Annotated in this window: 26 protein-coding genes; 16 read left to right on the forward strand and 10 right to left on the reverse strand. The window is 71.8% G+C overall.

Going from position 1 to position 21,021, the window contains the following annotated elements; translation table 11 throughout:
• On the forward strand, window positions 1-185 hold a 185-nt coding region (locus C1J01_RS16610), incomplete at its 5' end, for a WCX domain-containing protein (RefSeq protein WP_146615624.1).
• A 140-nt stretch (window positions 186-325) separates the two neighbouring features.
• On the opposite strand, the gene C1J01_RS16615 is transcribed toward C1J01_RS16610, so the two are convergent.
• Window positions 326-1,441 carry an acetamidase/formamidase family protein gene (locus C1J01_RS16615; RefSeq protein ID WP_111179879.1) on the reverse strand — a complete coding sequence of 372 codons (1,116 nt, stop codon included), beginning with the start codon at window positions 1,439-1,441 and terminating at the stop codon, window positions 326-328.
• Between the two features lie 59 nt (window positions 1,442-1,500).
• Complete coding sequence (locus C1J01_RS16620; RefSeq protein ID WP_111179880.1) at window positions 1,501-1,953, reverse strand: hypothetical protein; 453 nt, start codon at window positions 1,951-1,953, stop codon at window positions 1,501-1,503.
• A 205-nt stretch (window positions 1,954-2,158) separates the two neighbouring features.
• Here C1J01_RS16620 and gvpJ point away from each other — a divergent pair, with 205 nt between their 5' ends.
• The 8 genes from gvpJ to C1J01_RS16660 are packed head-to-tail and all read left to right on the forward strand — an operon-like array spanning window position 2,159 to window position 5,785.
• Entirely contained in the window at window positions 2,159-2,611 is a 453-nt protein-coding gene (gene gvpJ / locus C1J01_RS16625; RefSeq protein ID WP_111179881.1) for a gas vesicle protein GvpJ, read from the forward strand.
• Between the two features lie 34 nt (window positions 2,612-2,645).
• Entirely contained in the window at window positions 2,646-3,425 is a 780-nt protein-coding gene (locus C1J01_RS16630) for a GvpL/GvpF family gas vesicle protein (RefSeq protein ID WP_235854476.1), read from the forward strand.
• Window positions 3,426-3,428: 3 nt separating this feature from the next.
• A complete protein-coding gene (locus C1J01_RS16635; RefSeq protein WP_111179883.1) occupies window positions 3,429-3,662 on the forward strand; it encodes a gas vesicle protein GvpG in 234 nt (77 codons plus the stop codon).
• 4 nt (window positions 3,663-3,666) lie between these two features.
• Window positions 3,667-4,098: a gas vesicle protein GvpO gene (gene gvpO / locus C1J01_RS16640; protein WP_111179884.1), complete on the forward strand. Its 432-nt coding sequence runs from the start codon at window positions 3,667-3,669 to the stop codon at window positions 4,096-4,098.
• A complete protein-coding gene (locus tag C1J01_RS16645; protein ID WP_235854477.1) occupies window positions 4,098-4,505 on the forward strand; it encodes a gas vesicle protein in 408 nt (135 codons plus the stop codon). Before gvpO ends, C1J01_RS16645 begins: the two co-directional genes overlap by 1 nt.
• Complete coding sequence (locus C1J01_RS16650; protein ID WP_111179885.1) at window positions 4,498-5,292, forward strand: GvpL/GvpF family gas vesicle protein; 795 nt, start codon at window positions 4,498-4,500, stop codon at window positions 5,290-5,292. The genes C1J01_RS16645 and C1J01_RS16650 overlap by 8 nt, the downstream gene beginning before the upstream one ends.
• Window positions 5,292-5,492: a gas vesicle protein gene (locus C1J01_RS16655; RefSeq protein WP_111179886.1), complete on the forward strand. Its 201-nt coding sequence runs from the start codon at window positions 5,292-5,294 to the stop codon at window positions 5,490-5,492. The genes C1J01_RS16650 and C1J01_RS16655 overlap by 1 nt, the downstream gene beginning before the upstream one ends.
• Window positions 5,489-5,785 (forward strand): gas vesicle protein K, encoded by a 297-nt coding sequence (locus C1J01_RS16660; protein ID WP_111179887.1) that lies wholly within the window; start codon window positions 5,489-5,491, stop codon window positions 5,783-5,785. Before C1J01_RS16655 ends, C1J01_RS16660 begins: the two co-directional genes overlap by 4 nt.
• Window positions 5,786-5,808: 23 nt before the next feature.
• On the opposite strand, the gene C1J01_RS16665 is transcribed toward C1J01_RS16660, so the two are convergent.
• Window positions 5,809-6,294: an NUDIX hydrolase gene (locus C1J01_RS16665; RefSeq protein ID WP_181448786.1), complete on the reverse strand. Its 486-nt coding sequence runs from the start codon at window positions 6,292-6,294 to the stop codon at window positions 5,809-5,811.
• A complete protein-coding gene (locus C1J01_RS16670; RefSeq protein ID WP_235854478.1) occupies window positions 6,291-6,800 on the reverse strand; it encodes a GNAT family N-acetyltransferase in 510 nt (169 codons plus the stop codon). The genes C1J01_RS16665 and C1J01_RS16670 overlap by 4 nt, the downstream gene beginning before the upstream one ends.
• 255 nt (window positions 6,801-7,055) lie before the next feature.
• Between C1J01_RS16670 and C1J01_RS51250 the strand changes: the two genes are divergently transcribed.
• The 3 genes from C1J01_RS51250 to C1J01_RS16680 are packed head-to-tail and all read left to right on the forward strand — an operon-like array spanning window position 7,056 to window position 8,833.
• A complete protein-coding gene (locus C1J01_RS51250; protein WP_220039949.1) occupies window positions 7,056-7,700 on the forward strand; it encodes a class I SAM-dependent methyltransferase in 645 nt (214 codons plus the stop codon).
• Window positions 7,701-7,731: 31 nt separating this feature from the next.
• A complete protein-coding gene (locus C1J01_RS51255; protein ID WP_220039951.1) occupies window positions 7,732-8,304 on the forward strand; it encodes a GNAT family N-acetyltransferase in 573 nt (190 codons plus the stop codon).
• Window positions 8,305-8,329: 25 nt separating this feature from the next.
• Window positions 8,330-8,833 (forward strand): P-loop nucleotide/nucleoside kinase family protein, encoded by a 504-nt coding sequence (locus C1J01_RS16680; protein ID WP_111179890.1) that lies wholly within the window; start codon window positions 8,330-8,332, stop codon window positions 8,831-8,833.
• A gap of 189 nt (window positions 8,834-9,022) precedes the next feature.
• On the opposite strand, the gene C1J01_RS16685 is transcribed toward C1J01_RS16680, so the two are convergent.
• Together C1J01_RS16685 and C1J01_RS16690 are read right to left on the reverse strand one after the other, a co-directional pair.
• Window positions 9,023-10,273: a hypothetical protein gene (locus C1J01_RS16685; RefSeq protein WP_146615625.1), complete on the reverse strand. Its 1,251-nt coding sequence runs from the start codon at window positions 10,271-10,273 to the stop codon at window positions 9,023-9,025.
• A 312-nt stretch (window positions 10,274-10,585) separates the two neighbouring features.
• Window positions 10,586-12,331, reverse strand: a complete 1,746-nt coding sequence (locus tag C1J01_RS16690) for an acetyl/propionyl/methylcrotonyl-CoA carboxylase subunit alpha (RefSeq protein WP_111179892.1) — start codon at window positions 12,329-12,331, stop codon at window positions 10,586-10,588.
• A 263-nt stretch (window positions 12,332-12,594) separates the two neighbouring features.
• Here C1J01_RS16690 and C1J01_RS16695 point away from each other — a divergent pair, with 263 nt between their 5' ends.
• The 4 genes from C1J01_RS16695 (at window position 12,595) to C1J01_RS53075 (ending at window position 19,011) form a co-directional block, all read left to right on the forward strand.
• A complete protein-coding gene (locus C1J01_RS16695; RefSeq protein WP_181448787.1) occupies window positions 12,595-12,867 on the forward strand; it encodes a WXG100 family type VII secretion target in 273 nt (90 codons plus the stop codon).
• A gap of 216 nt (window positions 12,868-13,083) precedes the next feature.
• Window positions 13,084-15,291: a serine/threonine protein kinase gene (locus C1J01_RS16700; protein WP_146615626.1), complete on the forward strand. Its 2,208-nt coding sequence runs from the start codon at window positions 13,084-13,086 to the stop codon at window positions 15,289-15,291.
• 231 nt (window positions 15,292-15,522) lie between these two features.
• Window positions 15,523-16,635 (forward strand): S8 family serine peptidase, encoded by a 1,113-nt coding sequence (locus C1J01_RS16705; protein ID WP_181448788.1) that lies wholly within the window; start codon window positions 15,523-15,525, stop codon window positions 16,633-16,635.
• 108 nt (window positions 16,636-16,743) lie between these two features.
• Entirely contained in the window at window positions 16,744-19,011 is a 2,268-nt protein-coding gene (locus C1J01_RS53075; protein ID WP_181448789.1) for a serine/threonine protein kinase, read from the forward strand.
• Window positions 19,012-19,081: 70 nt separating this feature from the next.
• Here the strand turns inward: C1J01_RS53075 and C1J01_RS49860 are convergent, their stop codons facing one another.
• Genes C1J01_RS49860 through C1J01_RS16725 form a run of 4 tightly spaced genes read right to left on the reverse strand, consistent with a single transcriptional unit; the run spans window position 19,082 to window position 20,867 of the window.
• Window positions 19,082-19,378 (reverse strand): YbaB/EbfC family nucleoid-associated protein, encoded by a 297-nt coding sequence (locus tag C1J01_RS49860; RefSeq protein ID WP_181448790.1) that lies wholly within the window; start codon window positions 19,376-19,378, stop codon window positions 19,082-19,084.
• A 2-nt stretch (window positions 19,379-19,380) separates the two neighbouring features.
• On the reverse strand, window positions 19,381-19,761 hold the full coding sequence (locus C1J01_RS49865) for a YbaB/EbfC family nucleoid-associated protein (protein WP_181448791.1): 381 nt from the start codon (window positions 19,759-19,761) through the stop codon (window positions 19,381-19,383).
• Window positions 19,758-20,615 (reverse strand): hypothetical protein, encoded by an 858-nt coding sequence (locus C1J01_RS16720; RefSeq protein WP_111179897.1) that lies wholly within the window; start codon window positions 20,613-20,615, stop codon window positions 19,758-19,760. Before C1J01_RS16720 ends, C1J01_RS49865 begins: the two co-directional genes overlap by 4 nt.
• Window positions 20,616-20,618: 3 nt before the next feature.
• Window positions 20,619-20,867 (reverse strand): hypothetical protein, encoded by a 249-nt coding sequence (locus C1J01_RS16725; RefSeq protein WP_111179898.1) that lies wholly within the window; start codon window positions 20,865-20,867, stop codon window positions 20,619-20,621.
• Window positions 20,868-21,021 lie beyond the last annotated feature (154 nt).

A 21,021-nucleotide genomic window follows, 5' to 3' on the forward strand; every position in this document is an offset into this window, starting at 1 on the left:
GGGTGAGGGTGCGGGTGGGAGCGCATCTGGCACGCTCGATCGCCGAGCAACTGGCCGGCTGGGGCGCGCTGGCCGAGGTGGTGGAGCCGGAGTCGGTACGCGCGGAACTCGCCCGCATCGGCCGCGAACTCACCGACCGCTACGCCGAGCGGCCGCCGTCCGGCGTCCGCCGGGCCGGTGACTGACGCCCACACCGCCAGTTGTCGGGCTCCGCCTCGTCCAACCTTTCCCTTACGGTCACCCGCGGCCCGCCGGCTCGCGTCCGATTACGGCGGCTGGCCAGACCACGGGTGACCGTGAAGGAGCAAGTGCCAAGAGGGATCGGTCAGTCGTCGGTGAAGATGTCCTCGGGGAGGAAGGCGGAGACCAGGAAGCTGGGGACGTCGACCAGCTGGCTGACCTTGAGGTCGACGGCGACGCTGCAGATCGTGTACGCCTGCTGCGCCGTCCACCCGCGTTCCCCCAGGTGGTCGATCATGTCGAGGAGGGCGTTGCGGGCGGCCAGGGTGGCGTCCTCGGCGGCCACCTGGCCGTCCCGGCTCACCGACATGCCGGTCGTCGCGTAGAAGCGCCGCGGCGCCGCGTACGCCGGGGCCACCCAGTAGTCCGAGCGGGTGAACCGGGGGGCGCGGATGCCCTTGGCGGCGGCCTCGCCGGGGTGCAGGTGGAAGCGCACCCGCAGGGTCGCGTTCATCTCGATGGCCGTGCCGCACGCCTCGCTGTCGCCCTGCGCGAAGTGCGCGTCGCCGGCCGAGAACAGCGCGCCCGGCACGTCCACCGGGAGGAACAGCCGCGTGCCCGCCCCGAGCTGCTTGATGTCCACGTTGCCGCCCTGCTCCCTGGGCGGGATCGTGCGCAGGCCGGCCGCCCCGGCGGGGGAGGCGGGCACCGCGCCCTCGGCCGAGGGCGGCAGCACGAAGCCGCCGCGCGACAGCGCCGCCTGCTCGCGTGCGGTGATCGCGGCCAGCGACGTGTGGCCGGGGGCGAGGCCGATCGTGCCCATGAACGGCGCGGCGGGGACGCGTACGCCCGGCAGGTCGTCGGAGACCGCCCAGCCGTCGGCGAGCTGCCAGCGCACGATGAACGGCTCGGGGAACACGTCCCGCAGGAACCCGAAGCCCGGCACCTGCACGGTGTAGCCGTAGCCGTCGGGGACGACCTCGAGGATCTCGACCTCCAGCAGGTCGCCCGGCTCGGCGCCCTCGACGTGCACGGGGCCGGTGAGCGGGTGGACGAGGTCGAGGTTCGGGGCCTCGACGGTCTTCAGCGTGGCGTCCGGGCCCATCTGGCCGTCGAACGCGTCGCGCGTCTCCATGACCACCTCGTCGCCGGGAGCGCAGCGGACGACGGGCGGGATGTCCGGATGCCAGCGGTTGTGGCCGGTGCCGGGCTCGTCGCGTAAGGGGAGAGCGGGGTTGATGCGAATCTCGTGAACGGCCATGGCGGAACCCCCTCGGGTGGCGCGTGTGAACGCCACGCTTCGCCCGCCCGTCCCGCCTGTCAAGCCCTCAACATCTCGTACGCCGCGTACGCCGTGATCCCGTACGCCAGGTGCGGGACGGCGTCGGAGACCCAGCTCGACGGCGGCCACTCGCGCGGGTCGGTGACGCCGAGCGCGGTCAGCGGCCCGTTGGAGCCGAGCATGGCGAGGGCCGTGAGCCCGAGCACCCCGGCCGGCCACGGCGGGCGGCGCCGGGCCGACAGCAGCGCGTAGCACAGGGCCGCGCCCGCTCCCGTGCCGTAACCCATGAGCGAACCGAGCGCCTGCTTGCGGTTCTCGGCCTGCTCGGCCTCGCCCAGGTCCACGTCGGCCAGGTCGGTGAGCTTCTCCACGGCCTGCTGCGGCGTGCTGCTGGACCCGCGCCCCCGGATCACCATGTCGAGGTACGTGGCCAGGTTGAGCGCGCTGGTTCCGGCCGCGCCGGCGATCAGGCCCTTGACGAGAGTGTGCATGCACGCCAGCTACCCGGACAGACCGCAGCATGCCCGTGGAAAACACTCCACGGACCCTTCCTGAACACAAACCCTGGTGCTGGGAAAGGTCACGGAATGTCCCCACCCGTAAGCGCAATGTGTGCCAAGTCTGTCGGTTTTTTTGTCGTATGGGGTTCTGTGTCTGTTTCGATGGGCAGGCTGCGAAAGGCGAGGGGAGATATTCATGACTACGTCTGTGCAACCGGCTGCGTCCGGTCAGATGGCCGGGCGTCCGTCGTCTTCGGGCCTGGCCGACGTCATCGACACCATCTTGGACAAGGGCCTGGTGATCGACGCGTACGTCAGGGTCTCGCTCGTCGGGATCGAGATTCTCACGGTGGACGCCCGCGTCGTCGTGGCCAGCGTCGACACGTATCTGCGCTTCGCCGAGGCCGCCAACCGGCTCGACCTCGCCGAGAGCGAGGAGGGCCTGACCGACGTCCTCGCCAAGACGAAGGGCGGAGGCGCCGACAAGGCCAAGGAACTGGTCGAGGGCGTGGTGGACACGGCCGGCGACAAGCTGCGCGAACTCACCGACAAACCGCGCGCCGCCGCCGAGGAGCCCGAGGTCACGGTCGAACGCGAGCCCCGCCAGGCCCCGCGCAAGCGGCCGCGCGCCCTGCGAGAGGAAGGGTAACGCCATGGGACGATCGAAGGTCTCAGAAGCCTCCGTGCCGAAGCAGCCCACCCGAAAGGTCCAGAACCTCGCTTCGTACGTCTACGGCGTCGTGCCCGCCGACCTGAAGAGCCCGCCCGAGACCGAGGGGCTGGGCGACCCGGCGGGAAAAGTGCGGCTCGTCCGTCACGGTGAGATCGCCGCGCTCGTCAGCGACATCAACGCCGACGAGCCGCTGGGCCGGCCGGGCGACTTCCTGGCGCACGAGCGGCTGCTGGACGCCACCGCCGCGAAGGTGCCGGTGCTGCCCTTCCGTTTCGGCGGCGTGGTGGCGAACGCCGACGCGGTGGTGGCCGAGCTGCTCGAACCGCACCACGACGAGTTCATCGCCGCGCTGCGCGAGCTGGAGGGCAAGGCCGAGTTCATCATCCGCGGCCGCTACGTCGAGCGGGCCGTACTGGCCGAGATCCTCGCGGAGAACGCCGAGGCGGAGAGCCTGCGCCAGGCCATCCGCGGCCGTCCCGAGGAGCTCACCCGCGACGAGCGGATCAGGCTCGGGGAGATCATCTCCGCCGGCATCGAGGCCAAGCGCGACTTCGACACGCAGCAGCTGCTCGACCGCCTCTCCGGCCACTACGAGATGGCCGTCGTGCGCGAGCCGACGCACGAGCACGACGCCGTGCACGTCGCGATGCTGGCCAGGACGAGCGAGCAGGGCCGGCTGGAGGACACGCTCACCATGTTCGGCGAGCGCTGGGAGGGCCGCGTGGACCTGCGACTGCTGGGGCCCCTGGCGCCGTACGACTTCGTCGTCACCGACCAGCAGGAGGTCTGATCCGTGGGCCTCGTGACCGGGCTCCTGACCTTTCCGGTCAGTGCGCCGTTGCGCGGCCTCATCTGGCTCGCGGAGCGGATTCAGGACCAGGCAGAGATGGAACTGCACAGCCCCACGTCCGTCAGGCGGCGCCTGGAGGAGATCGAGGAGGCCCGGCGGGCCGGGGAGATCTCCGAAGAGGAGGAGCGCCAGGCGGTGGAGGAGGTTCTGCAGCGGATGACCGCCACCCGGAGGTGAACAGATGCCCGCTACCAGGCGCAGCACCGTCACGAAGACGCGCGCCCGCCCATCGACCGACGAGGAGGAGGGCACACGCGCCGCGGCCTCGGGGGAGGTGGACCAGCGTGCCCCCGCCTCGGGCGAGGCGGGGGCACGCGGTGCCGCACGCCCGGAACGGCAGCGCGGCGAACTGACCGCCGCGACGGCGGGCGGTGTCGGCCTGCGCCACATCGCCGACCTGACCTCCAAGCACACCGAGGGCGTGACCTCGGTCGAGCCCGTCGAGGACGGCTGGATCGTCAGCGTCGAGGTCGTAGAGGACCGCCGGATTCCCTCCTCCGGCGACATCCTCGCCATCTACCAAGCCAAGATCGACATGGAGGGCAGCTTGCTGTCATACCGTAGGACAAGGCGCTACCGGCGCTCGAACGCCGACATCGGTGAGGCGTTCTGATGGACAGAATGATGGGATCGGGTTCGGCGGTCCGCCCCGCCTACGCGGGCGGCTCGGCCGCGGGCCGAGAGCCGACCAACCTCGGCGACATCCTGGAGCGGGTGCTCGACAGAGGCGTGGTGATCGCCGGCGACATCCGGGTCAACCTGCTCGACATCGAACTGCTCACGATCAAGCTGCGGCTGCTGATCGCGTCCGTGGACACCGCCAGGGAACTCGGCATCGACTGGTGGGAGCACGACCCGTGGCTGTCGGGCCGGGACCGCGAGCTGGTGGAGGAGAACCGCCGCCTGCGCCGCCGCCTGTCCGCCATCGAACGCCGCGGCGAGGCCATCGAGGGCGGCGACTCCGACCGGCACGAGCGGTACCGGGACCCCGCCGAGCGGCACGGAGACTTCGATGCCTGACGCGACATACCTGTACGCCGTGGCGCGCGACGCGCTTCCCGAATGCCCGGCCGGCGTGGCGGACCTGCCGGTGCGCACGATCAGCCGGGCGGGGCTGGTCGCGTACGTGAGCACGGTGCCGCTGGAGCAGTTCGGCGAGCAGGCGCTGCGCCGGTCGCTGGAGGACATGGACTGGCTGGCCGAGACGGCCCGCGCCCACCACCACGTCGTGGACGCCGTGGCCGCCGCCACCCCGACGGCCCCCGTCCGGCTCGTCACCGTGTACGACGACGACGCGCACGTCCGCGACCTGCTGGACCGGCGGGCGGACGACTTCCTGCGCGTCCTCGCCCGCGTGACCGGCCGCCGCGAGTGGGGCGTCAAGGCGTACGCCGACCCGGCCGTGGGCGTGGGGCCCGGCCCCAGGACCTCCGGCGACGGGAACGGCGAGCCGTGCCCGGGACCGGGCGGCGGCGCGGGCGCCGGGCGGCCGGGGACCGCGTACCTGCAGCGGCGCCGGGCGAGCCTGCGCGGGCGCGAGCAGGTGCGCAGGCAGGTGCTCCAGCGCGCCGACCACATCCACCGGGCGCTGTCGGCGCTGGCCGCCGCCAGCTACCGGCACCGCGCGCAGGACCCGCGCCTGTCCGGCCGGCACGACTGGATGTTGCTGAACGGCGCCTACCTCGTGGACGAGGGCCGCGACGCCGAGTTCGCCGAGCAGGCGGCGGCCCTGGGCGGCGACGGGGTGGAGATCCGGATGACCGGGCCGTGGGCGCCGTACTCGTTCACGGTGATGGAGATGGGCTGATGCGTGATGTGGTGGCCGAGGAACGGCTGCCTCCCGAGCGCGTCGCGCTCGTGGACCTGCTCGACCGGCTCCTGGCGGGAGGCGTGGTGGTCACCGGCGACCTGGTGTTGTCCATCGCCGACATCGACCTCGTCCGCATCTCGCTGCGAGCCCTGATCGCATCGATCGACGAAGACCTCGAGGGGAGTGCCGGCTGGTGAGCCAGACGGAGAGGCCGGCCTGGCGGGTCGCCGCCGACCCGGACACGGTGGAACGCGACCTGACCCGTCTCGTGCTGACGCTCGTCGAGCTGGTCCGCCAGCTCGTCGAGCGCCAGTCCGTACGGCGGATGGAGCAGGGCGACCTGACGGACGAGCAGATCGAGGCGCTCGGGGTCGCGCTGATGCGGCTGGAGGAGGCGATGGGCGACCTCTGCGACCACTTCGGCCTGCGTCCCCAGGACCTCAACCTCGACCTCGGCCCTCTCGGCACCCTGCTGCCGTCGAACGACTGACCCCTGGCATCGGGGGGTGGACTCTAGAGGTGCCACGGGAGCGTGACGGGCCCGTCCACCGGGCCGCGGAGCAGCCGCTCCATCAGCTCCCCGAGCCCGCGCGGCACGATGAGCTCGCCGGCGTGGTCGAGTTCGGGCCGCGACCACCACGCGAACCGGTCGGTCGCCGTCCGCTCCTCCTCGTCCATGCCGGACGTGTCCACCTCCAGCCCCGTCACGCGCAGGAGGAAGAAGGAGTCGCGGGAGTGGTACCGCCGCCCGCCCGTCCGCCAGCCGCCCTCGCTCGTCGCCACGACCGGCCCGAGCGCTTCGGGGGCGACGACGTGCCCGATCTCCTCCCGCAGCTCACGGGCGGCGGCCTGCGCGGCAGTCTCGCCCGGCTCGACGGCGCCGCCGGGGGTGAACCACGCGTACGGCGTGTCGTCCCGCTGCAGGAGCAGGCCGCGGTAGAGCAGGATGCGGTCGGCGGCGTCGATCACCAGGACGCGCGCCGTCTCGTGGAAGATCACGGCGTGGTCATCTCGGCCGTGATGGCCCAGCGCTCGTGGTCGCGCCAGGCGCCGTCGATGAACTGGAAGTTCGGCGAGTAGCCCTCACGCTGGAAGCCGACGCGCCGGATGAGGCCGAGCGAAGGCGCGTTCGACGGCTGGATGTTGGCCTCCAGCCGGTGCAGCTCCATCTCGCCGAACGCGTGCCGCACGAGCAGCCGCAGCCCCTCGGTCATGTAGCCGCGGCCGGTCATGGAGGCGTACGCGCAGTAGCCGATGGTCGCGCTCTGGTGCGTGCCGCGGAGGATGTTGTTGACGTTGACGCGGCCGACGATCGCGCCGGTGTCGCGCCGGCAGACGAGGAACCCCTCGTGCAGCGGCCCGTCGAACCTGGCCACGTACCCCTCGAAGTCCTCGTACGTGACGATGGGCGGGCCGGGCATCCACCGGGCGAGCGTCTCGGCGCTCTCCTCGTGCAGAGGCGCGAGCTCCTCGAAGTCCCGCAGCGTGACATACCGAAGCGCCACCCGAGCCCCGTGAGCAAGATAGATCACATCCGACATTCTGCTGCAGCTGCTAGGGTACGGGTGGTCCGCGTTTGAAGGGGGAGATGAGTTGATGGCCGCGCCGAAGGCCGCTGCCGTGCGCAGCGCCGCGATCGTCCTCATGTTCCCGGTCCCGGCCTGACCTGGTTCCCCCGCTTCGTCACGAGCCGCACGGCTCGCCAGGTGGGTGACGCCTGAATCGCGTCGGGGCCCTTCTCGCAAGGATCACCCATCATCATGTACGACGCTTTGACGTCTGCGTTCCTCACCCTGCACCACGGCCTGCCCCGGCAGGGGCCGGGCTCCGACTTCTCCACCCGCCGCATGGCGGCGCTGGCCGGTCCACTGGCGGACCGGCCGCGCGTGCTCGACGTCGGTTGCGGTCCCGGCCGCGCCGCGCTGCTCCTGGCCGAGGAGGCCGGGGCCGAGGTCGTCGCGGTCGACCTGCACCAGCCGTTCCTGGACGAACTGGCGCAGGCCGCCGCGGATCGCGGCCTCGCCGTCCGTACCGTACGCGCCTCGATGGCGGACCTGCCCTTCCCGGACGCGAGCTTCGACGTCATCTGGGCGGAAGGGTCGGCCTATTTCCTCGGATTCGAGGCCGCGCTGCGCTCCTGGAAGCGGCTGCTCGCGCCCGGCGGAGTCCTGGTGCTCACCGAATGCGAATGGAGCACCGACTCGCCCTCCGCCGCGGCGCGGGGCGTTCTGGGACCGGCAGTACCGGCTCCGGACCCGGGCGGAGAACCTCGCCTCGGCCCGCGCGGCCGGGTACGAGGTGGCCGCGCTGCACGAGTTGCCGGACAACGACTGGTTCGACGAGTACTACACGCCCCTGGCCGAACGTGCCCGGACCGCCGACCTGACGGTGCCCGGCATGCGTGAGGCCGTCGCCGCCACCCGAGAGGAGATCGCCATGCGCCGGGAGCACGGCGATGAATACCGCTACACCGGCTACGTCCTGCGACCGGAGCCCGGTCACGACGCGTGGACCACGCGGCCCGAGACCGACGCCGACCGTCTCGGGATCCGCGCGGTCAACCTGGCCGCCTTCCCCGGTCCGCACGAGGCCGACCTGGTCGAGGAGTTGCGTGCGGACCCCGGGGCGTGGCTGCCCGGTCTGTCGTGGGTCGCGGAGGACTCCGACGGCGACGTCGTGGCCTTCGCGCTGCTCACCCGCTGCCACGTCGACGGCGCTCCCGCCCTCACGCTCGGGCCGTGCGCCGTACGGCCGGAGCTGCAGCGGCGGGGCGCGGGGTCGGCGGTCATCCGCGCGGCGCTGCGGGCCGCCCGTGAGCAGGGCGAGAGCCTCGTGCTCGTGCTCGGGCACGCGGAGTACTACCCGCGCTTCGGGTTCGTCCCCGCCTCCCGCTACGGCATCCGCCCGTCGTTCGAGGTCGCGGACGAGTACATGATGGCGCTCGTCCTCGACCCCGGGCGTCCGGTTCCCTCGGGCACCATTCAGTACCCGCCGGCCTTCGGCGTGTGAGCCGTCCTCTGGCAGGATGAGGGCTGTGCTCGTTGTCATCGGAGGGTTGCCGGCCGCGGGGAAGACGACGCTCTCGCGGCCGGCGGCCTCGCGGCTGAACGGCGTCCACGTGCGCGTGGACACCATCGAGCAGGCCATCGTGCGGTCAGGGCTGGCCCGGCAGCCGCTCGGGCCCGTCGGGTACGTGGTCGCGTACGCGCTCGCCGCCGACCATCTGCGCCAGGGGCTCACCGTGGTCGCCGAGTCGGTCAACCCGCTCGCGGTCACCCGGGACGCCTGGCGGCAGGTGGGGGTCGAGGCGGGCGTGCCGGTGGCCGAGGTGGAGGTGGTCTGCTCCGACGCGGCCGAGCACCGGCGCCGGGTGACCTCGCGCTCGTCCGACCTCCCCGGCCTCCGGCTGCCCACCTGGCGGGAGGTCGTCGAACGCGACTACGAGCCGTGGACCCGCGACCACATCATCGTGGACACGGCCGGGCAGACCCCCGAGCAGTCCCTCGCCACCCTCCTCCGCGAGCTCACCGCCATCTGAACCAGAGAGACCTGGAGACACTCTCCGGCGCTCTCCAACTCCCGGCCCCGGCTACGGGGTCCGGGCTCCCCGGCTCCGGGCTCGCGGCTCTTCGGTTCCCCGCCTCCCCGCGCGGTGGCCGGAAACGACGGAAGCGCCCCTCCGGGACCCGTGAGGTCCGGAGGGGCGCTTCCTGTGTCGTCGTGCGGTTTACCAGTCGCCGCCGCCGAAGTCGCCGCCGCCGAAGTCTCCGCCTCCGCCGAAGTCGCCCCAGCCACCGCCGGCGTCACCGCCGAAGTCGCCGGCACCGGCGTCGGCGTAGCCCTCCGCGTAGCCGGCGCCGTAGCCGCCCATGCCGAAGCCGCCGCTCAGCATGCTGCCCATCATCGTGCCGATGAACATGCCGGTCATGATGTCGCCGAAGCCGCCGTAGTAGCCGTAGGCGTACGGCTGGTAGGCGGGGCCGGCGTCGTAGTAGGGCCTGCGCTGGCCGTCGACCATGACCTCGCGCATCTGCGGGTCGAAGCCGCGCTCCACGGCCTCGGCGTCCATCTTGCAGGCCGGCACGTCGCGCGCGGTGCCGCCGGGCGGGGCCCAGCGCACGTCACGGGCGGACGGGCCGTGCTGCGGGTTGAAGAAGCAGGGCGCGCGCCGCTCGGGCACCGGCTCGTCGTTGACCTTGGCCTTCACCACGGCCAGCGCGTAACGGCCGTCCTCGAGGGTCTGCGTGACCTCGCGCACCTGGTCGGCCCGCTGGACGCCGGACAGCTGCGTCTTGGCCTTCTCGTAGGAGTCGAGAGCGGTCTGCCACTCGTCGATGTGCTTGCCGCCGGCGCCGGACAGGGTGACGTCGGCGTCGAGCGCGGTGATCTCCTCGCCCAGCTTGGTGACGTCCTCGTCGACGGTCTGCTTGACCGCGGCGAGCTCCTTCGCCTCCTGGATGGCCCGCTTCTTCTTCCTGTTGCTGGAGTAGAGGAAGTAGCCGCCGCCGCCGACCAGGACGAGCGCGCCCAGGGCGATCAGCGCCGCGGTGCCGCCGGCTCCGGGGTTGGCCTGGCTGTCGGGGTCGAGCGCGGAGTTACGGCCGCGGACGGCGTCGTCGACGCGGTTGGTGAAGTCCTTCATCCCGGCCACGACGTCACCGGCGTTGGCGGCCACCGCGAGGTTGGACAGCCGGGCCGCGAGACCGTCGGCGCGCAGGGCGCTCGATGCGGCGTACAGCCTCGTGCCGTCGAGCACCGCGTAGGTGGCCGCGGGGGCCCGCGCCGCCTCCATCGCGGAGTTGAGCTGGGTCATGTACGACCCGATGGTGGATTTGGTCACCGTGTTGGGCGGAAGGGCGACAGCGTAGATCTTGCTGCTGGCTCCTTCGAGGGCGTCACGGATCTCAGTCTGCTGGTCCGACGTCAGCGGCGAGCCGGACTGGACGAAAAGCGGGTCCTGGTCCTTCCAGTGGGACACCACAGACTGTGCGTCAGGGGGAGCGGCCGCCGCGTTGGCGGCAGGGGACAGCGCAAGAACGACGATTAGACCGGCGATCAGAGCCGCGATCGCGGCCCCTGCGCGGCGCAGCGAATGGATCATTGGCAGCAAGCCTCCTTCGCCCATGAGGACGAACGGGCGGTCGGCAAAGTTCCTCAATGGGCACGGTACCCGCCCCGACGCTCGTAGGCGTACATCGCGGCGGAACAGAACGGCACCGGTCCGGTCGATCGCCGGTCAACGGGCGGTGTGGCGCCTTGTGCTCGGGTCAAGCAGCCCACCGCCGGGTGTTCAGGTGTCCTTGATCTCGCAGATCGCGGCGCCCGCGGTGACCGTCTGGCCGACGGCGGCGGTCAGGCCGGTGATCGTGCCCGACTTGTGGGCGGTGAGCGGCTGCTCCATCTTCATGGCCTCCAGGACCACGACCGTGTCGCCCTCGTTCACCGTGTCGCCGTCGGAGGCGACGACCTTGACGATGGTGCCCTGCATCGGGCTGACCAGGGCGTCCCCGCCGGCGGCGGACGCCTTCCCGGCCCCGCCGCCGGCGCGCCGCGGGGCTCTGGCCGGGGCCGGCGCGGAGGAGGAACCCAGCCCCGCGGGCAGGACGACCTCGATGCGCTTGCCGCCCACCTCGACCGTCACCGTCTCGCGCGCGGGCGTCTCGGTCGTGGCCACGTCGCCCGCGTACGGCTCGACGGGGTTGTCCCACTCCGTCTCGATCCACCGCGTGTGGACGGAGAACGGCGAGGACGTGAACGCCGGGTCGGACACGACGGCCCGGTGGAACGGCAGCACGGTCGGCATGCCGGCGATCTCGAACTCGGCCAGCGCCCGCCTCGACCGCTCCAACGCCTCCTGACGGGTGCGGCCGGTCACGATCAGCTTGGCCACCAGCGAGTCGAACGTGCCCGGCACGGTCATCCCCGCCTCGTACCCGGCGTCGAGCCGCACGCCCGGCCCGGACGGCGGGCGCATGACGGTCAGCGTGCCGGGCGCGGGCAGGAAGTTGCGACCGGCGTCCTCGGCGTTGATCCGGAACTCGATCGAGTGGCCGCGCAGCACCGGGTCGTCGTAGCCGAGCGGCTCGCCGTCGGCGATCCGGAACATTTCGCGCACCAGGTCGATGCCCGAGACCTCCTCGCTGACGGGGTGCTCGACCTGCAGCCGGGTGTTGACCTCCAGGAACGAGATCGTGCCGTCCTGCCCGACGAGGAACTCGCACGTGCCGGCCCCGACGTAACCGGCCTCCTTGAGGATGGCCTTGGAGCTCGCGTACAGGATCTCGACCTGCTCGTCGGTCAGGAACGGCGCGGGCGCCTCCTCCACCAGCTTCTGGTGGCGGCGCTGGAGCGAGCAGTCGCGGGTGCTGACGACGACCACGTTGCCCTCGCGGTCGGCCAGGCACTGCGTCTCGACGTGGCGCGGCCGATCGAGGTAGCGCTCGACGAAGCACTCGCCGCGCCCGAACGCGGCGACCGCCTCGCGCACCGCCGACTCGTACAGCTCCGTGACCTCCTCCAGGCGGCGGGCCACCTTGATGCCGCGCCCGCCGCCGCCGTACGCGGCCTTGATCGCGATCGGCAGGCCGTGCTCCTCGGCGAACGCCACCACCTCGGCCGCCCCGGAGACCGGGTCCTTCGTGCCGGCGACCAGCGGCGCGCCGACCTTCTGGGCGATGTGGCGGGCCTGCACCTTGTCGCCGAGCGCGGCGATGGCGGCGGGCGGCGGACCGATCCAGATGAGGCCCGCGTCGATGACGGCCTGGGCGAACTCGGCGTTCTCGGCGAGGAAGCCGTAGCCGGGGTGCACGGCGTCGGCCCCGGAGCGCCGGGCGACGTCGAGGAGCTTGGCGATGTCGAGGTAGGTCTCGGCCGGGCTCTGCCCGCCCAGCGCGTACGCCTCGTCGGCGACCTTCGCGTGCAGGGCGTCGAGGTCCTGGTCCGCGTAGACCGCCACGCTGGCGATCCCGGCGTCCTCGCACGCGCGGGCCACACGTACGGCGATCTCGCCGCGGTTGGCGATCAGAACCTTCCGCACCGGACTACGTCCTTCCTCGTGTCTCTCATCTCGGTCCAGCGGTACGCGCCGCCGTTCACGTGGAGCACCTGCCCCGTGATGTGCCCGGCTCCCGCCGAGGCCGGGAACAGAACGGTATCGGCCACGTCGGACGGGGCGCCGGACTGCTCCTGGACGAATCCGAACGATCCTCTGGTAGACCATAGCCGCTTGGCATAACCGGGGCGACGGCCGGTGGGGCGCTCTTAGGGTGAGGGCGCTTTCACCCCTTCCAGGAGGTATGCATGAGCCAGAGCATGCTGGGCGGCGACCCGACCGAGATGGCGGCGATGGCCAGCCAGTTCGACAGGCAGGCGGAGGCGGTCCAGGCGGTCATCGCCGCCCTCGGCAAGGAGGCCGCCAAGGTCGGCACGGTGTGGACCGGTCAGGGCGCCGTGCGCTTCAAGCAGGCGTGGGACAACTACCAGGTCTCGTTCCAGCGCATGTCCGACGAGCTCAGGGAGGCGTCGCGCGTCATCGGCACGTACCGCCAGAACATCGAGTCCGCGACGAGCTGATCAACAGCTGGAGGCCCTGGCGAAGGCGCCGGGGCTTCTTGCGTGATCGGCCGCTGTCGATCGGGCGGGCCCCGCATTCCGGCCCTTCCGCGTGAGATATTCCTGTAAGGAATCGAGACATTGATGTGTCAGCTTCCCGGCCGAAACTTCTGATGCATATGTGACGATCTGATTGAATGTGCCCTGATCATCCTTTGCTGGTGAAAGGGTTTGGGCATGCACCCTCTGCGACCTGAGGATCCAGAGCGTATCGGCGCTTTCGAGGTTGTCGGGCTGCTGGGAGAGGGGCCGAGGGGTGCGGTCTATCTCGGTCGCGAATCCGACGACGCGCCCACTGTCGCGATCAAGGTGTTCCGCGCGGAGCCGGAGTCCGTCCCCGGCGGCTTCGCGGATGCTCAACGCGTGCCCAGCTCGTACGTCGCCAGGGTCCTGGACGCCGGACGTCTGGGGGACCGGCCGTACATCGTCCGGCAGTACGTCGAGGGCAAGAGCCTGGCCGAGACGGTCGCCGACGAAGGGCCGCTGAGCGGGGACGCGCTGGAACGGGTCGCGGTCGGCGTGCTGACCGCCCTGTCGGCCGTCCATCTCGCGGGGCTGTCGCACCGCTCGCTCACTCCGCACAACGTGATCCTCGGGTCCGACGGGCCCCGGGTGACGGACGCCGCCGTCGGCGAGCCTGTGGGCGACGCCTCCTACCAGGCCCCCGAGCAGCTGAGGGGCCTGCAGTACGGCCCCTACGCGGACGTGTTCGCCTGGGCGGCGATCGTCGTGTTCGCCGGGACAGGGAAGCCGCCGTTCGGCGGGCGGGAGGCGGTGCTCGACGCCGAGCCCGAGGTCGGCGTCGAGGTCGGGCCGATGCGCAACGTGCTGCTCGCGGCCCTGGCCAAGGAGGCGGGGGCGCGGCCGACCGCTTATAACGCGCTGATGCGGGTGCTCGGGAACCCCCGCGAGGACCCCCGGCCGCCCGCCGCCGCCCAGGAACCCGTCGAGGTCGCCCCCCTTCCGAGGCCGTCCCCCGACGCCCAGGCGCCGGGGCCGATCCATGGCTCGGTGCCGGGCGCGCCGGGTCAGGGCCCGGATGCGGGTGGTGCTGTTCCGGGTGGCGGGCCCGGTGCGGGTCCGGCTCCGGGGGGTTCGGTTCCCGGTGCGCCGGTTCAAGGACCGATGTGGGGTCCGGCTCAGGGCCAGAACGGTGGCGTACCGGGTCAGGGGCAGAACGGTGGTGGGTCGGTGGTCCCTGCGCAGGGGGCGTTCGGGTCGCCGTTCGCGCAGGGGTTGCCGCCACATGGGCCGATGCAGGGCCCCCCGCCAAAGGGGCCGCTGAACGACGTTCCCCTCGCAGGGCCGCCGCAGCACCCCGGGAGGCCGATGTGGGGGCCGCCGGGCAGTCCGCAACCGCAGGACGCCGTCAGGGACGAGGTCGTGCCGCCCAGTCCCGCGCTCCCACGCCGCGGCTTGCCCGTGATGGTGGTCGCCGGAGTCGGTGTGGTCGCGCTCGTTTCGGCCGTCGGCCTGTGGGGCGCCACCAGGTACGTCGAGATCCAGCAGGTCAACTCCGCCGCGGCCCGGGCTGACCGCGGTGGGATCCCGGCGTTGGCGGGCACCGCGCTGACCCAGGCGCCGCAGGGCTCCGACCAGTTCGGCGACACGCAGCCCGAGGCCGCCGTGCCCTGGGGCAGCACGGCCCCGGACGACCAGGGTGTCGGCCCGATGCAGCTGCCGTCGGAGTGGACGTCTGCCTCGCCCGTGCTGCCCGTGCCGACGGTGCCCGCCGTACCGACGAGCCCCGTCTCGCAGCCGGTCGCGGTGCCGACCAGCGCCAAGCCGACCGCGACGGGCAAGAAGCGGCGGAGCTCGCCTCAGGTGACGGTCACCAAGACCGCCTCCCCCCGCAAGACCCCCACACAGCGGCCGTCCTCGACGCCGACCCAGGAGCAGGCGAGGGCAAGCGCGCGGCCAAGCCCGACGCGGACGACGGCCAAGCCCGCCCCGACGCCCACGAGGAGCACGGCGCGGCCCGCTCCGACGCCGACGAAGACGAGTCCCAAGCCCACGCCGGCGAAGACGTCGCCCAAGGCGACGGTGGCCGCCGCGCCGGCCAAGAACCCGTACACGCCCACCCAGGTGTGCGGGTCGGGCTTCGTCGTCCAGCGCTCCAGCTCGTTCTCCGGCGGCGTGACGTACCAGCTGTGGAACAACGGCACCGGGCAGAACTGCGCGGTCACCATGAAGACGGCGGACGTCGGCAAGAGCACCTCAGTCAGCGTCACGCTGGAGGTGCAGGGCGGCGGGACCCAGTCGGACAGCGGCAGCTTCGAGTACTATGCCGGCCCGGTCAAGCTGCCCGCCGCGGGTAAGTGCGTGCGCGTGTCCGGCAGCGCCGGTGCGGGCAGCACGAGCACCGGCTGGGCCAACTGCGGCTGACCGCGAGGGGAGGGCTCGCCCGGATCCGTTGCCGACACGGCCCCGGCCCTGTCCGGTCGTTCACCGCGCCGTGGACGTCCGACATCGGGCCCTGACGCGGCAGAGTGGTCGGCGGCAGGGGCTCCGGCGCGGGTGCCAGGGCTTCTTCCGCTGATCACCGGACCGCCCGTCGCGGTTCGAACGGGCAAGCTACGCTTTTCGGCCATGATCGGTCGCGTCCTCGTGGCGAGCATGCTCGCCGTGCACCTCGCCGCCCCCGCCATGGCCGCGGACGCGGACTGCAATCCGAAGAAGGGCCTGCTGAAGCTTCCCGTCAGCGAGCCGTGGGCGCAGAAACGGCTCGACATCAAGAACGCCTGGCGCCTCACCCAGGGCGCGGGCGTCACCGTCGCCGTCGTGGACAGCGGTGTGGACTATCACCCGCAGATGCAGATCTCCAAGATCATCGATGAGACGCGCACCAATTACCGCGACTGCGTGGGTCACGGCACCGCGGTGGCGGGCATCATCAGCGCCCGGTACTACGCCGGAGTTCCCTTTCACGGCGTCGCGCCGCAGGCCGAGATCGTCGTTATCAAGCAGAGCAACAGTACCGAGGGCGACGTCGACAAACTGGTCAGCGGGATCGACGACGCCGTCGCGGCCGGCGCCGACGTGATCAACATCTCCGTGCGCGCCTCCGACCAGCCGGCGCTGAAGGCGGCCGTTCAGCGCGCGCTCGACCGGGATATCGTCGTGGTCGCCGCGGCGGGCAACGTCACGGGCCCCGACGACGAGGACGTGCCGGCCTATCCCGCCGCCTACGAGGGTGTGCTGGCCGTCGGCGCGGCCGGTCCTGACGGCAGACGCGCCGACTCCTCCAACGCCGCCACGCCCGTCGGCGTGCTGGGGCCCGGCGTGGACATCACCGCGCCGTGGCCCGGCCGCGGGTACATGCGCGGGCTGGAGGGCACGAGCTTCGCCGCGCCGTACGTGGCGGGCACGGCAGCGCTGGTGCGGGCCCGCTTTCCCAAGCTCACGCAGGAGCAGGTGCGTCGGCGTATCATCGCCACCGCGGACGGCGGCACCGGCGCGGGCGTCGGTGCCGGGATGGTGAACCCGCTGCTCGCGCTCACGGCGGTGCTGCCTTACGAAGAGGCCGGCGCACCGGTCGTGGCCGAGCCGCCGCCGCCCGCGCTCCCGCCGGGCGCGATCGCCAAGGCGCCGCCGCGCGACCAGAGCGCCGTCGACATCTCCATGGCCGTGGGCACCGGCGTGCTGATCACCATCATGGTGGTCGGCGCGCTCGCGCTTCTCGTCCCCCTCGGACGCCGGCGGGGATGGCGCGCCGGCCGCGTGTCCTGAACGTTGCTGGGTGGTGAAATATCAACTCGTGCCTGAAACCACTGATACAAATGTGGCTGATTTGGTTGAATGTCCCTTCAAGATCGTGGATAAGTGGAGGGAATGGAGATGCACCCCCTGCGGCCGGGTGATCCAGAAAACCTGGGCGCGTATGTCATCTCCGGGCGACTAGCCGAAGGCCCGCGTGGCCCGGCCTTGCTCGGCAGGGAGTCCGACGACGCGCCGTTACGAGTGATCAAACTATTGCCGGCTCCGGAATCGGACGGCGACGACGTCGCGCGTTTTGCCGGAGTGCAACGCGTGTCGAGCTCTTACGTCGCCAGGACGTTGGAGGCGGGCAGACACGGCGACCAGCCGTACGTGGTGCGCGAGTACGTCGAGGGTCGCACGCTGGCCGAGGTCGTGGCACAGGACGGCCCGCTCCAGGGCGATGCGCTGGAGCGAATGGCCGTCGGCGTGCTGACCGCGCTGACCGCCGTTCATCTGGCGGGCATCACGCACCGGGGGCTCACCCCCCATAACGTCATCATCGGCTCGGACGGCCCCCGCGTGACGGACGCCGACCTCGGCGCACCCGTCGGCGAGGTCGGTTACCGGGCGCCCGAGCAGATCAACGGACTGGGCTATGGTCCGGCCGCCGACGTGTTCTCCTGGGCCGCGCTGGTCGTGTTCGCCGCGACCGGCAAGCCGCCGTTCGGTCAGGAGGCCGAAGCGGTGCTGGAGCGGGAGCCGGAGGTCGGTGACCTGGCCGACCCGCTGCGGCGGGCGGTGCTGCCGGCCCTGGCCAAGGACGCCGGGCGGCGCCCGACCACGTACATGGCTCTGCTGCAGCTCCTCGGCAACAAGCGCGGCGAGGCCGCGGTCATGCCGAAGCCGCCGGTCACGGCGGGCGCGCCGATCGAGGGCGTCCCGGTCACCGGCGTGCCCCCGGTGCCTCCGATGCCTCCGGTGGTGCCGACCCAGCAGTGGGGGCCGCCGCCGGCCGCGCAGGAACCCGCGACTGGCGGCCCTCCGCACGGCGCCCCCCTGCAGGCCGGCCCCGGGCCGGTGCAGGGCGTGGCGCTGCCGCCCGGCGGACCCACGTGGGGTCCGTCGCAGGACGCGCCGCAGCAGCCGGTCCAGGGGCAACCGGTCCAGGGACAGACGGTTCAGGGACAGACGGTTCAGGGACAGACGGTTCAGGGGCAGACGGTGTCCTCGCGCGCGCCCCGCAGACCGTTCCCGGTAGGACTGGCGGCCGCCGTCGGCGCGCTGGCCCTGCTGTCAGGCGTCGGTCTGTGGGGCGCCAACCAGTACGCCTCGACGCAGCGCTTCGAGCCCGTCGCCCTGCAAGTGGGGGCGAGTCCGTCCGATGGTGGCGCGGGCATCACCGGGACGGGCAACGGTGTCGGCCAGCCCAGCCGGCCGGTTCAGCCTGACCAGCCCGGGCAGCCCGGCCAGCCGGGCACGGGCCAGCCTCAGCAGAACCAGCCCGACGTCGCCGTGCCGTGGGCGTCCACCGCGGACCCGGAGGACGTGGCCCCGATGGTGCTGCCGACGGACTGGACGATGCCTACGCCGCCCGAGCTCAGCACGGTCCCGTCCCCGCCGCAGGTCACCCAGTACGTGCTGCCGACCACGCAGGCCACGGTCCCGCAGCCGGTGACGGGCAAGCCGACGGTGACGGTGACCGCCTCCGGTACGGCGACGCCTACGCCGACGGCCAGTGAGGAACCTGTCGTGCACCCGTCGGGCACGTCCACGGCGACCCCCGAACCCACGGCGACCCCCGCGCCCACGGTGACGGTGACCGTGACGCCGACGCCCACGGTGACCGTGACCCCGACCCCGACCCCGACCCCGACCCTGACGCCGACCCTGACCGTGACCGTGACGCCGACGCAGACCGTGGTCCAGCCGACGCCGACGAGGACCGCGGCGAGGCCGACCAGGACCGCGGCGAGGCCGACCAGGACCGCGTCGAGGCCGGCGCCGACGCAGACGGTGGTGAAGCCGGCACCCACGAGCACGAAGCCGGTTTCCACGAAGCCGGCGACGGCCGCGCCGATGCGCAACCCGTACTCGCCTGTCCAGGTATGCGGGAGCGGCTTCCAGATCCAGCGGGCGATGCCGTTCGCCGGTGGCGAGACCGTCCAGCTCTACAACGCCTCCACGGGCGAGAACTGCGTGGTCACCATGAAGACGGCGGACGTGGGCAAGCCCACCAAGGTGACCGCCGCGATCGAGGTGCAGGGCCAGCCCCGCAAGACCGACACGGGCATGTACGAGTTCTACGCGGGCCCCGTGAAGCTGCCCGGCAAGGGCAAGTGCGTCCGCTTCGAGGGCAGCACGAGCACCGGCGGCACCGGCCTGGTCAGCTGGGCCAATTGCGGCTGAACCGGCACGGCGAACGTCACACGGCCCCCTTCGGAGCGCGAGCCCGGAGGGGGCCTCTTCGTCGTGAGAGTCAGGAGTGGAGGCCGCGCAGCAGCTCGTCCTGGGACGCGGCGGCGGACTGCTCGGCCTTCGTGACGGCGGCCAGGATCTCGTCGGCCAGCTGTCGGGCATCCAGGCGTTTCCTGCTCAGCGGGCTGATCTCCAGCGCGACCAGGGTGCCGAGGGCATCGGCCGTGGCCACGATCCTGCCCTCGTCGGCGCGGCCGACGTGCCAGCGGGTGCTCCACTCGGCCGCCCTCTCCTCGGCCTGCCTGGCCGTGGAGATGAGGTGTTCCAGACGTGCCATGGCCTCGTCCATCTCCCGCATGGTCAGCCCTCCCTCAGCAGGCGCTCGATGTGGGGGGCCAACGGGTCGCCACCGGGCAGGTCCGGTCCGGCCAGATCGGCGGTCAACTCCGTCAGCCGTTCGCCCATGGCGGAGCGCGCAGCGCCGATCGCTTCCATGGCGGCCTGGGCGATCTGGACGTGGTCGAGGTGCCGCAGGCCGCGTGGGTCGATGGTCAGCCCGATCAGCCGACCGATGCCCGAGACTCTGGCACGTACGACACCTGTGCGGTCCGTCCCGTCCAGGTGCTCGCGCGCCAGCGTCGCTAGCCTCTCGTTCAGCACGCCGGTCCATTCGTTCACCTGGCGCACCAGGCTGGTGACATCGCCCTCCCCGCCTTCGGCGAAGGCACTGACGTCGCTCATTCCGCCGCCCCCGCGGGAATCCACATGTTCTTCACGGTCTTCGCGTCCGCGATGGTGGGAGAGAGGTTGAGCTGACGTGCCCCCTGAGCGGGGTCGCCGGACGAGTAGAAGGCGCCCCTCAGGTCGTTCAGCTTCAGCTCGAGCTTGTTGAGATCGCCCTCGTAGGAGTTGTAGATGTCGGCGAACTGCTTGACCAGGTTGCCGAGCGCCGTCGTGAAGACGCCGACCTGGGTCATCAGGACGGCGCGCGCGACCGGGTTCGCGCTCATGCCGGCCAGCGTGCGCAGGATCGGTGCCGAGCCGGCGTAGAGGCCGAACACCGACAAGTCGTACTCCAGCACCTCCTTGTACTGGCTGTGCATGGCGCCGCTCATCTCGTCGCTGACCTTGCCGAGCTGGCTGAACAGGCCGTTGACGTTGAATCGCACGTACTGCTGGAGCATTTCGGCGGCGTGCCCCTTCCAGTTCGGCGCGATGTTGTCGAAGTAGTCGCGCCACAGATTGGAGCGGTTGCCCTCCAGGGAGCCCGACATCTCCTTCCAGGTCTCGCGGCGGTCGTAGAACAGGAACGGGTTACCGAGGTTGACCGTGGCCGCCACGTCGAGGGCGAGCGTGGCCACGCCGAGCCCGGACATCACCGTCGCCGCCCTGGTGGTCTGTCGCAGCGGGTTGAGCTGGCCGACGAGGCGCTTGAAGAAGCCCGGGTCGGTACGGGTCGCCGCGGCCGGAGGCACAGGTATGGTTTTCGTCACCGTCCCGCCGGCGTTGGTGACGTAGAGCTGCTGGGCGCCCTGGGGAACGGTGGGCCGGCCGGGAACGAGCAGCTTCGGCGGCTGGTTCGGTGGGGTCGACATCCTCTAAGGCCTTCCGCTGTCCATGTTGGCCGCTCGGTAGTTGGCAGCCGACCTGGTGATCTTGTCGCTGTCGTCCCTGAGGACGTTGCTCAGGATGCCGCTGGTGTCCCGCCACGTGTCGGCGATGGTGTTGAGGCGGCCGACGAACATCAGGCCGATCAGCGGCACGCCGGCGAGCGGTGCCAGGTTCCAGCCCTCGAAGCGCGGCGTCCGGTTCCCGGTCAGGTCCACCCCCGTCGCCGTGCTGTGCATGGTCCCAGAGAACGTGTCGAGGTGGGCTGCCTCTACCTCGTAGCCGGGCAATTGGGAGCCGCCGCTCGAGCTGCCGCCCTCTCTGGACGGATTGCCGGCTGCGCTCGTGGAGGTAAGCGCGGAGGCGGGCCGCAGCGTCGGAGGCAGGCACGCT

The organism is Nonomuraea aridisoli (assembly GCF_003236395.1).
Taxonomy (GTDB): domain Bacteria; phylum Actinomycetota; class Actinomycetes; order Streptosporangiales; family Streptosporangiaceae; genus Nonomuraea; species Nonomuraea aridisoli.

Excerpts from the sequence above, each read along its gene's own strand:
- C1J01_RS16615 (WP_111179879.1), bottom strand. The coding sequence starts at position 1,441 with ATGGCCGTTCACGAGATTCGCATCAACCCCGCTCTCCCCTTACGCGAC.
- C1J01_RS16620 (WP_111179880.1), bottom strand. The coding sequence starts at position 1,953 with ATGCACACTCTCGTCAAGGGCCTGATCGCCGGCGCGGCCGGAACCAGC.
- gvpJ (WP_111179881.1), top strand. The coding sequence starts at position 2,159 with ATGACTACGTCTGTGCAACCGGCTGCGTCCGGTCAGATGGCCGGGCGT.
- gvpO (WP_111179884.1), top strand. The coding sequence starts at position 3,667 with ATGCCCGCTACCAGGCGCAGCACCGTCACGAAGACGCGCGCCCGCCCA.
- C1J01_RS16645 (WP_235854477.1), top strand. The coding sequence starts at position 4,098 with ATGGACAGAATGATGGGATCGGGTTCGGCGGTCCGCCCCGCCTACGCG.
- C1J01_RS16650 (WP_111179885.1), top strand. The coding sequence starts at position 4,498 with ATGCCTGACGCGACATACCTGTACGCCGTGGCGCGCGACGCGCTTCCC.
- C1J01_RS16655 (WP_111179886.1), top strand. The coding sequence starts at position 5,292 with ATGCGTGATGTGGTGGCCGAGGAACGGCTGCCTCCCGAGCGCGTCGCG.
- C1J01_RS51250 (WP_220039949.1), top strand. The coding sequence starts at position 7,056 with ATGTACGACGCTTTGACGTCTGCGTTCCTCACCCTGCACCACGGCCTG.
- C1J01_RS51255 (WP_220039951.1), top strand. The coding sequence starts at position 7,732 with ATGCGCCGGGAGCACGGCGATGAATACCGCTACACCGGCTACGTCCTG.
- C1J01_RS16695 (WP_181448787.1), top strand. The coding sequence starts at position 12,595 with ATGAGCCAGAGCATGCTGGGCGGCGACCCGACCGAGATGGCGGCGATG.
- C1J01_RS16700 (WP_146615626.1), top strand. The coding sequence starts at position 13,084 with ATGCACCCTCTGCGACCTGAGGATCCAGAGCGTATCGGCGCTTTCGAG.
- C1J01_RS16705 (WP_181448788.1), top strand. The coding sequence starts at position 15,523 with ATGCTCGCCGTGCACCTCGCCGCCCCCGCCATGGCCGCGGACGCGGAC.
- C1J01_RS53075 (WP_181448789.1), top strand. The coding sequence starts at position 16,744 with ATGCACCCCCTGCGGCCGGGTGATCCAGAAAACCTGGGCGCGTATGTC.
- C1J01_RS49860 (WP_181448790.1), bottom strand. The coding sequence starts at position 19,378 with ATGCGGGAGATGGACGAGGCCATGGCACGTCTGGAACACCTCATCTCC.
- C1J01_RS49865 (WP_181448791.1), bottom strand. The coding sequence starts at position 19,761 with ATGAGCGACGTCAGTGCCTTCGCCGAAGGCGGGGAGGGCGATGTCACC.
- C1J01_RS16720 (WP_111179897.1), bottom strand. The coding sequence starts at position 20,615 with ATGTCGACCCCACCGAACCAGCCGCCGAAGCTGCTCGTTCCCGGCCGG.
- C1J01_RS16725 (WP_111179898.1), bottom strand. The coding sequence starts at position 20,867 with ATGCACAGCACGGCGACGGGGGTGGACCTGACCGGGAACCGGACGCCG.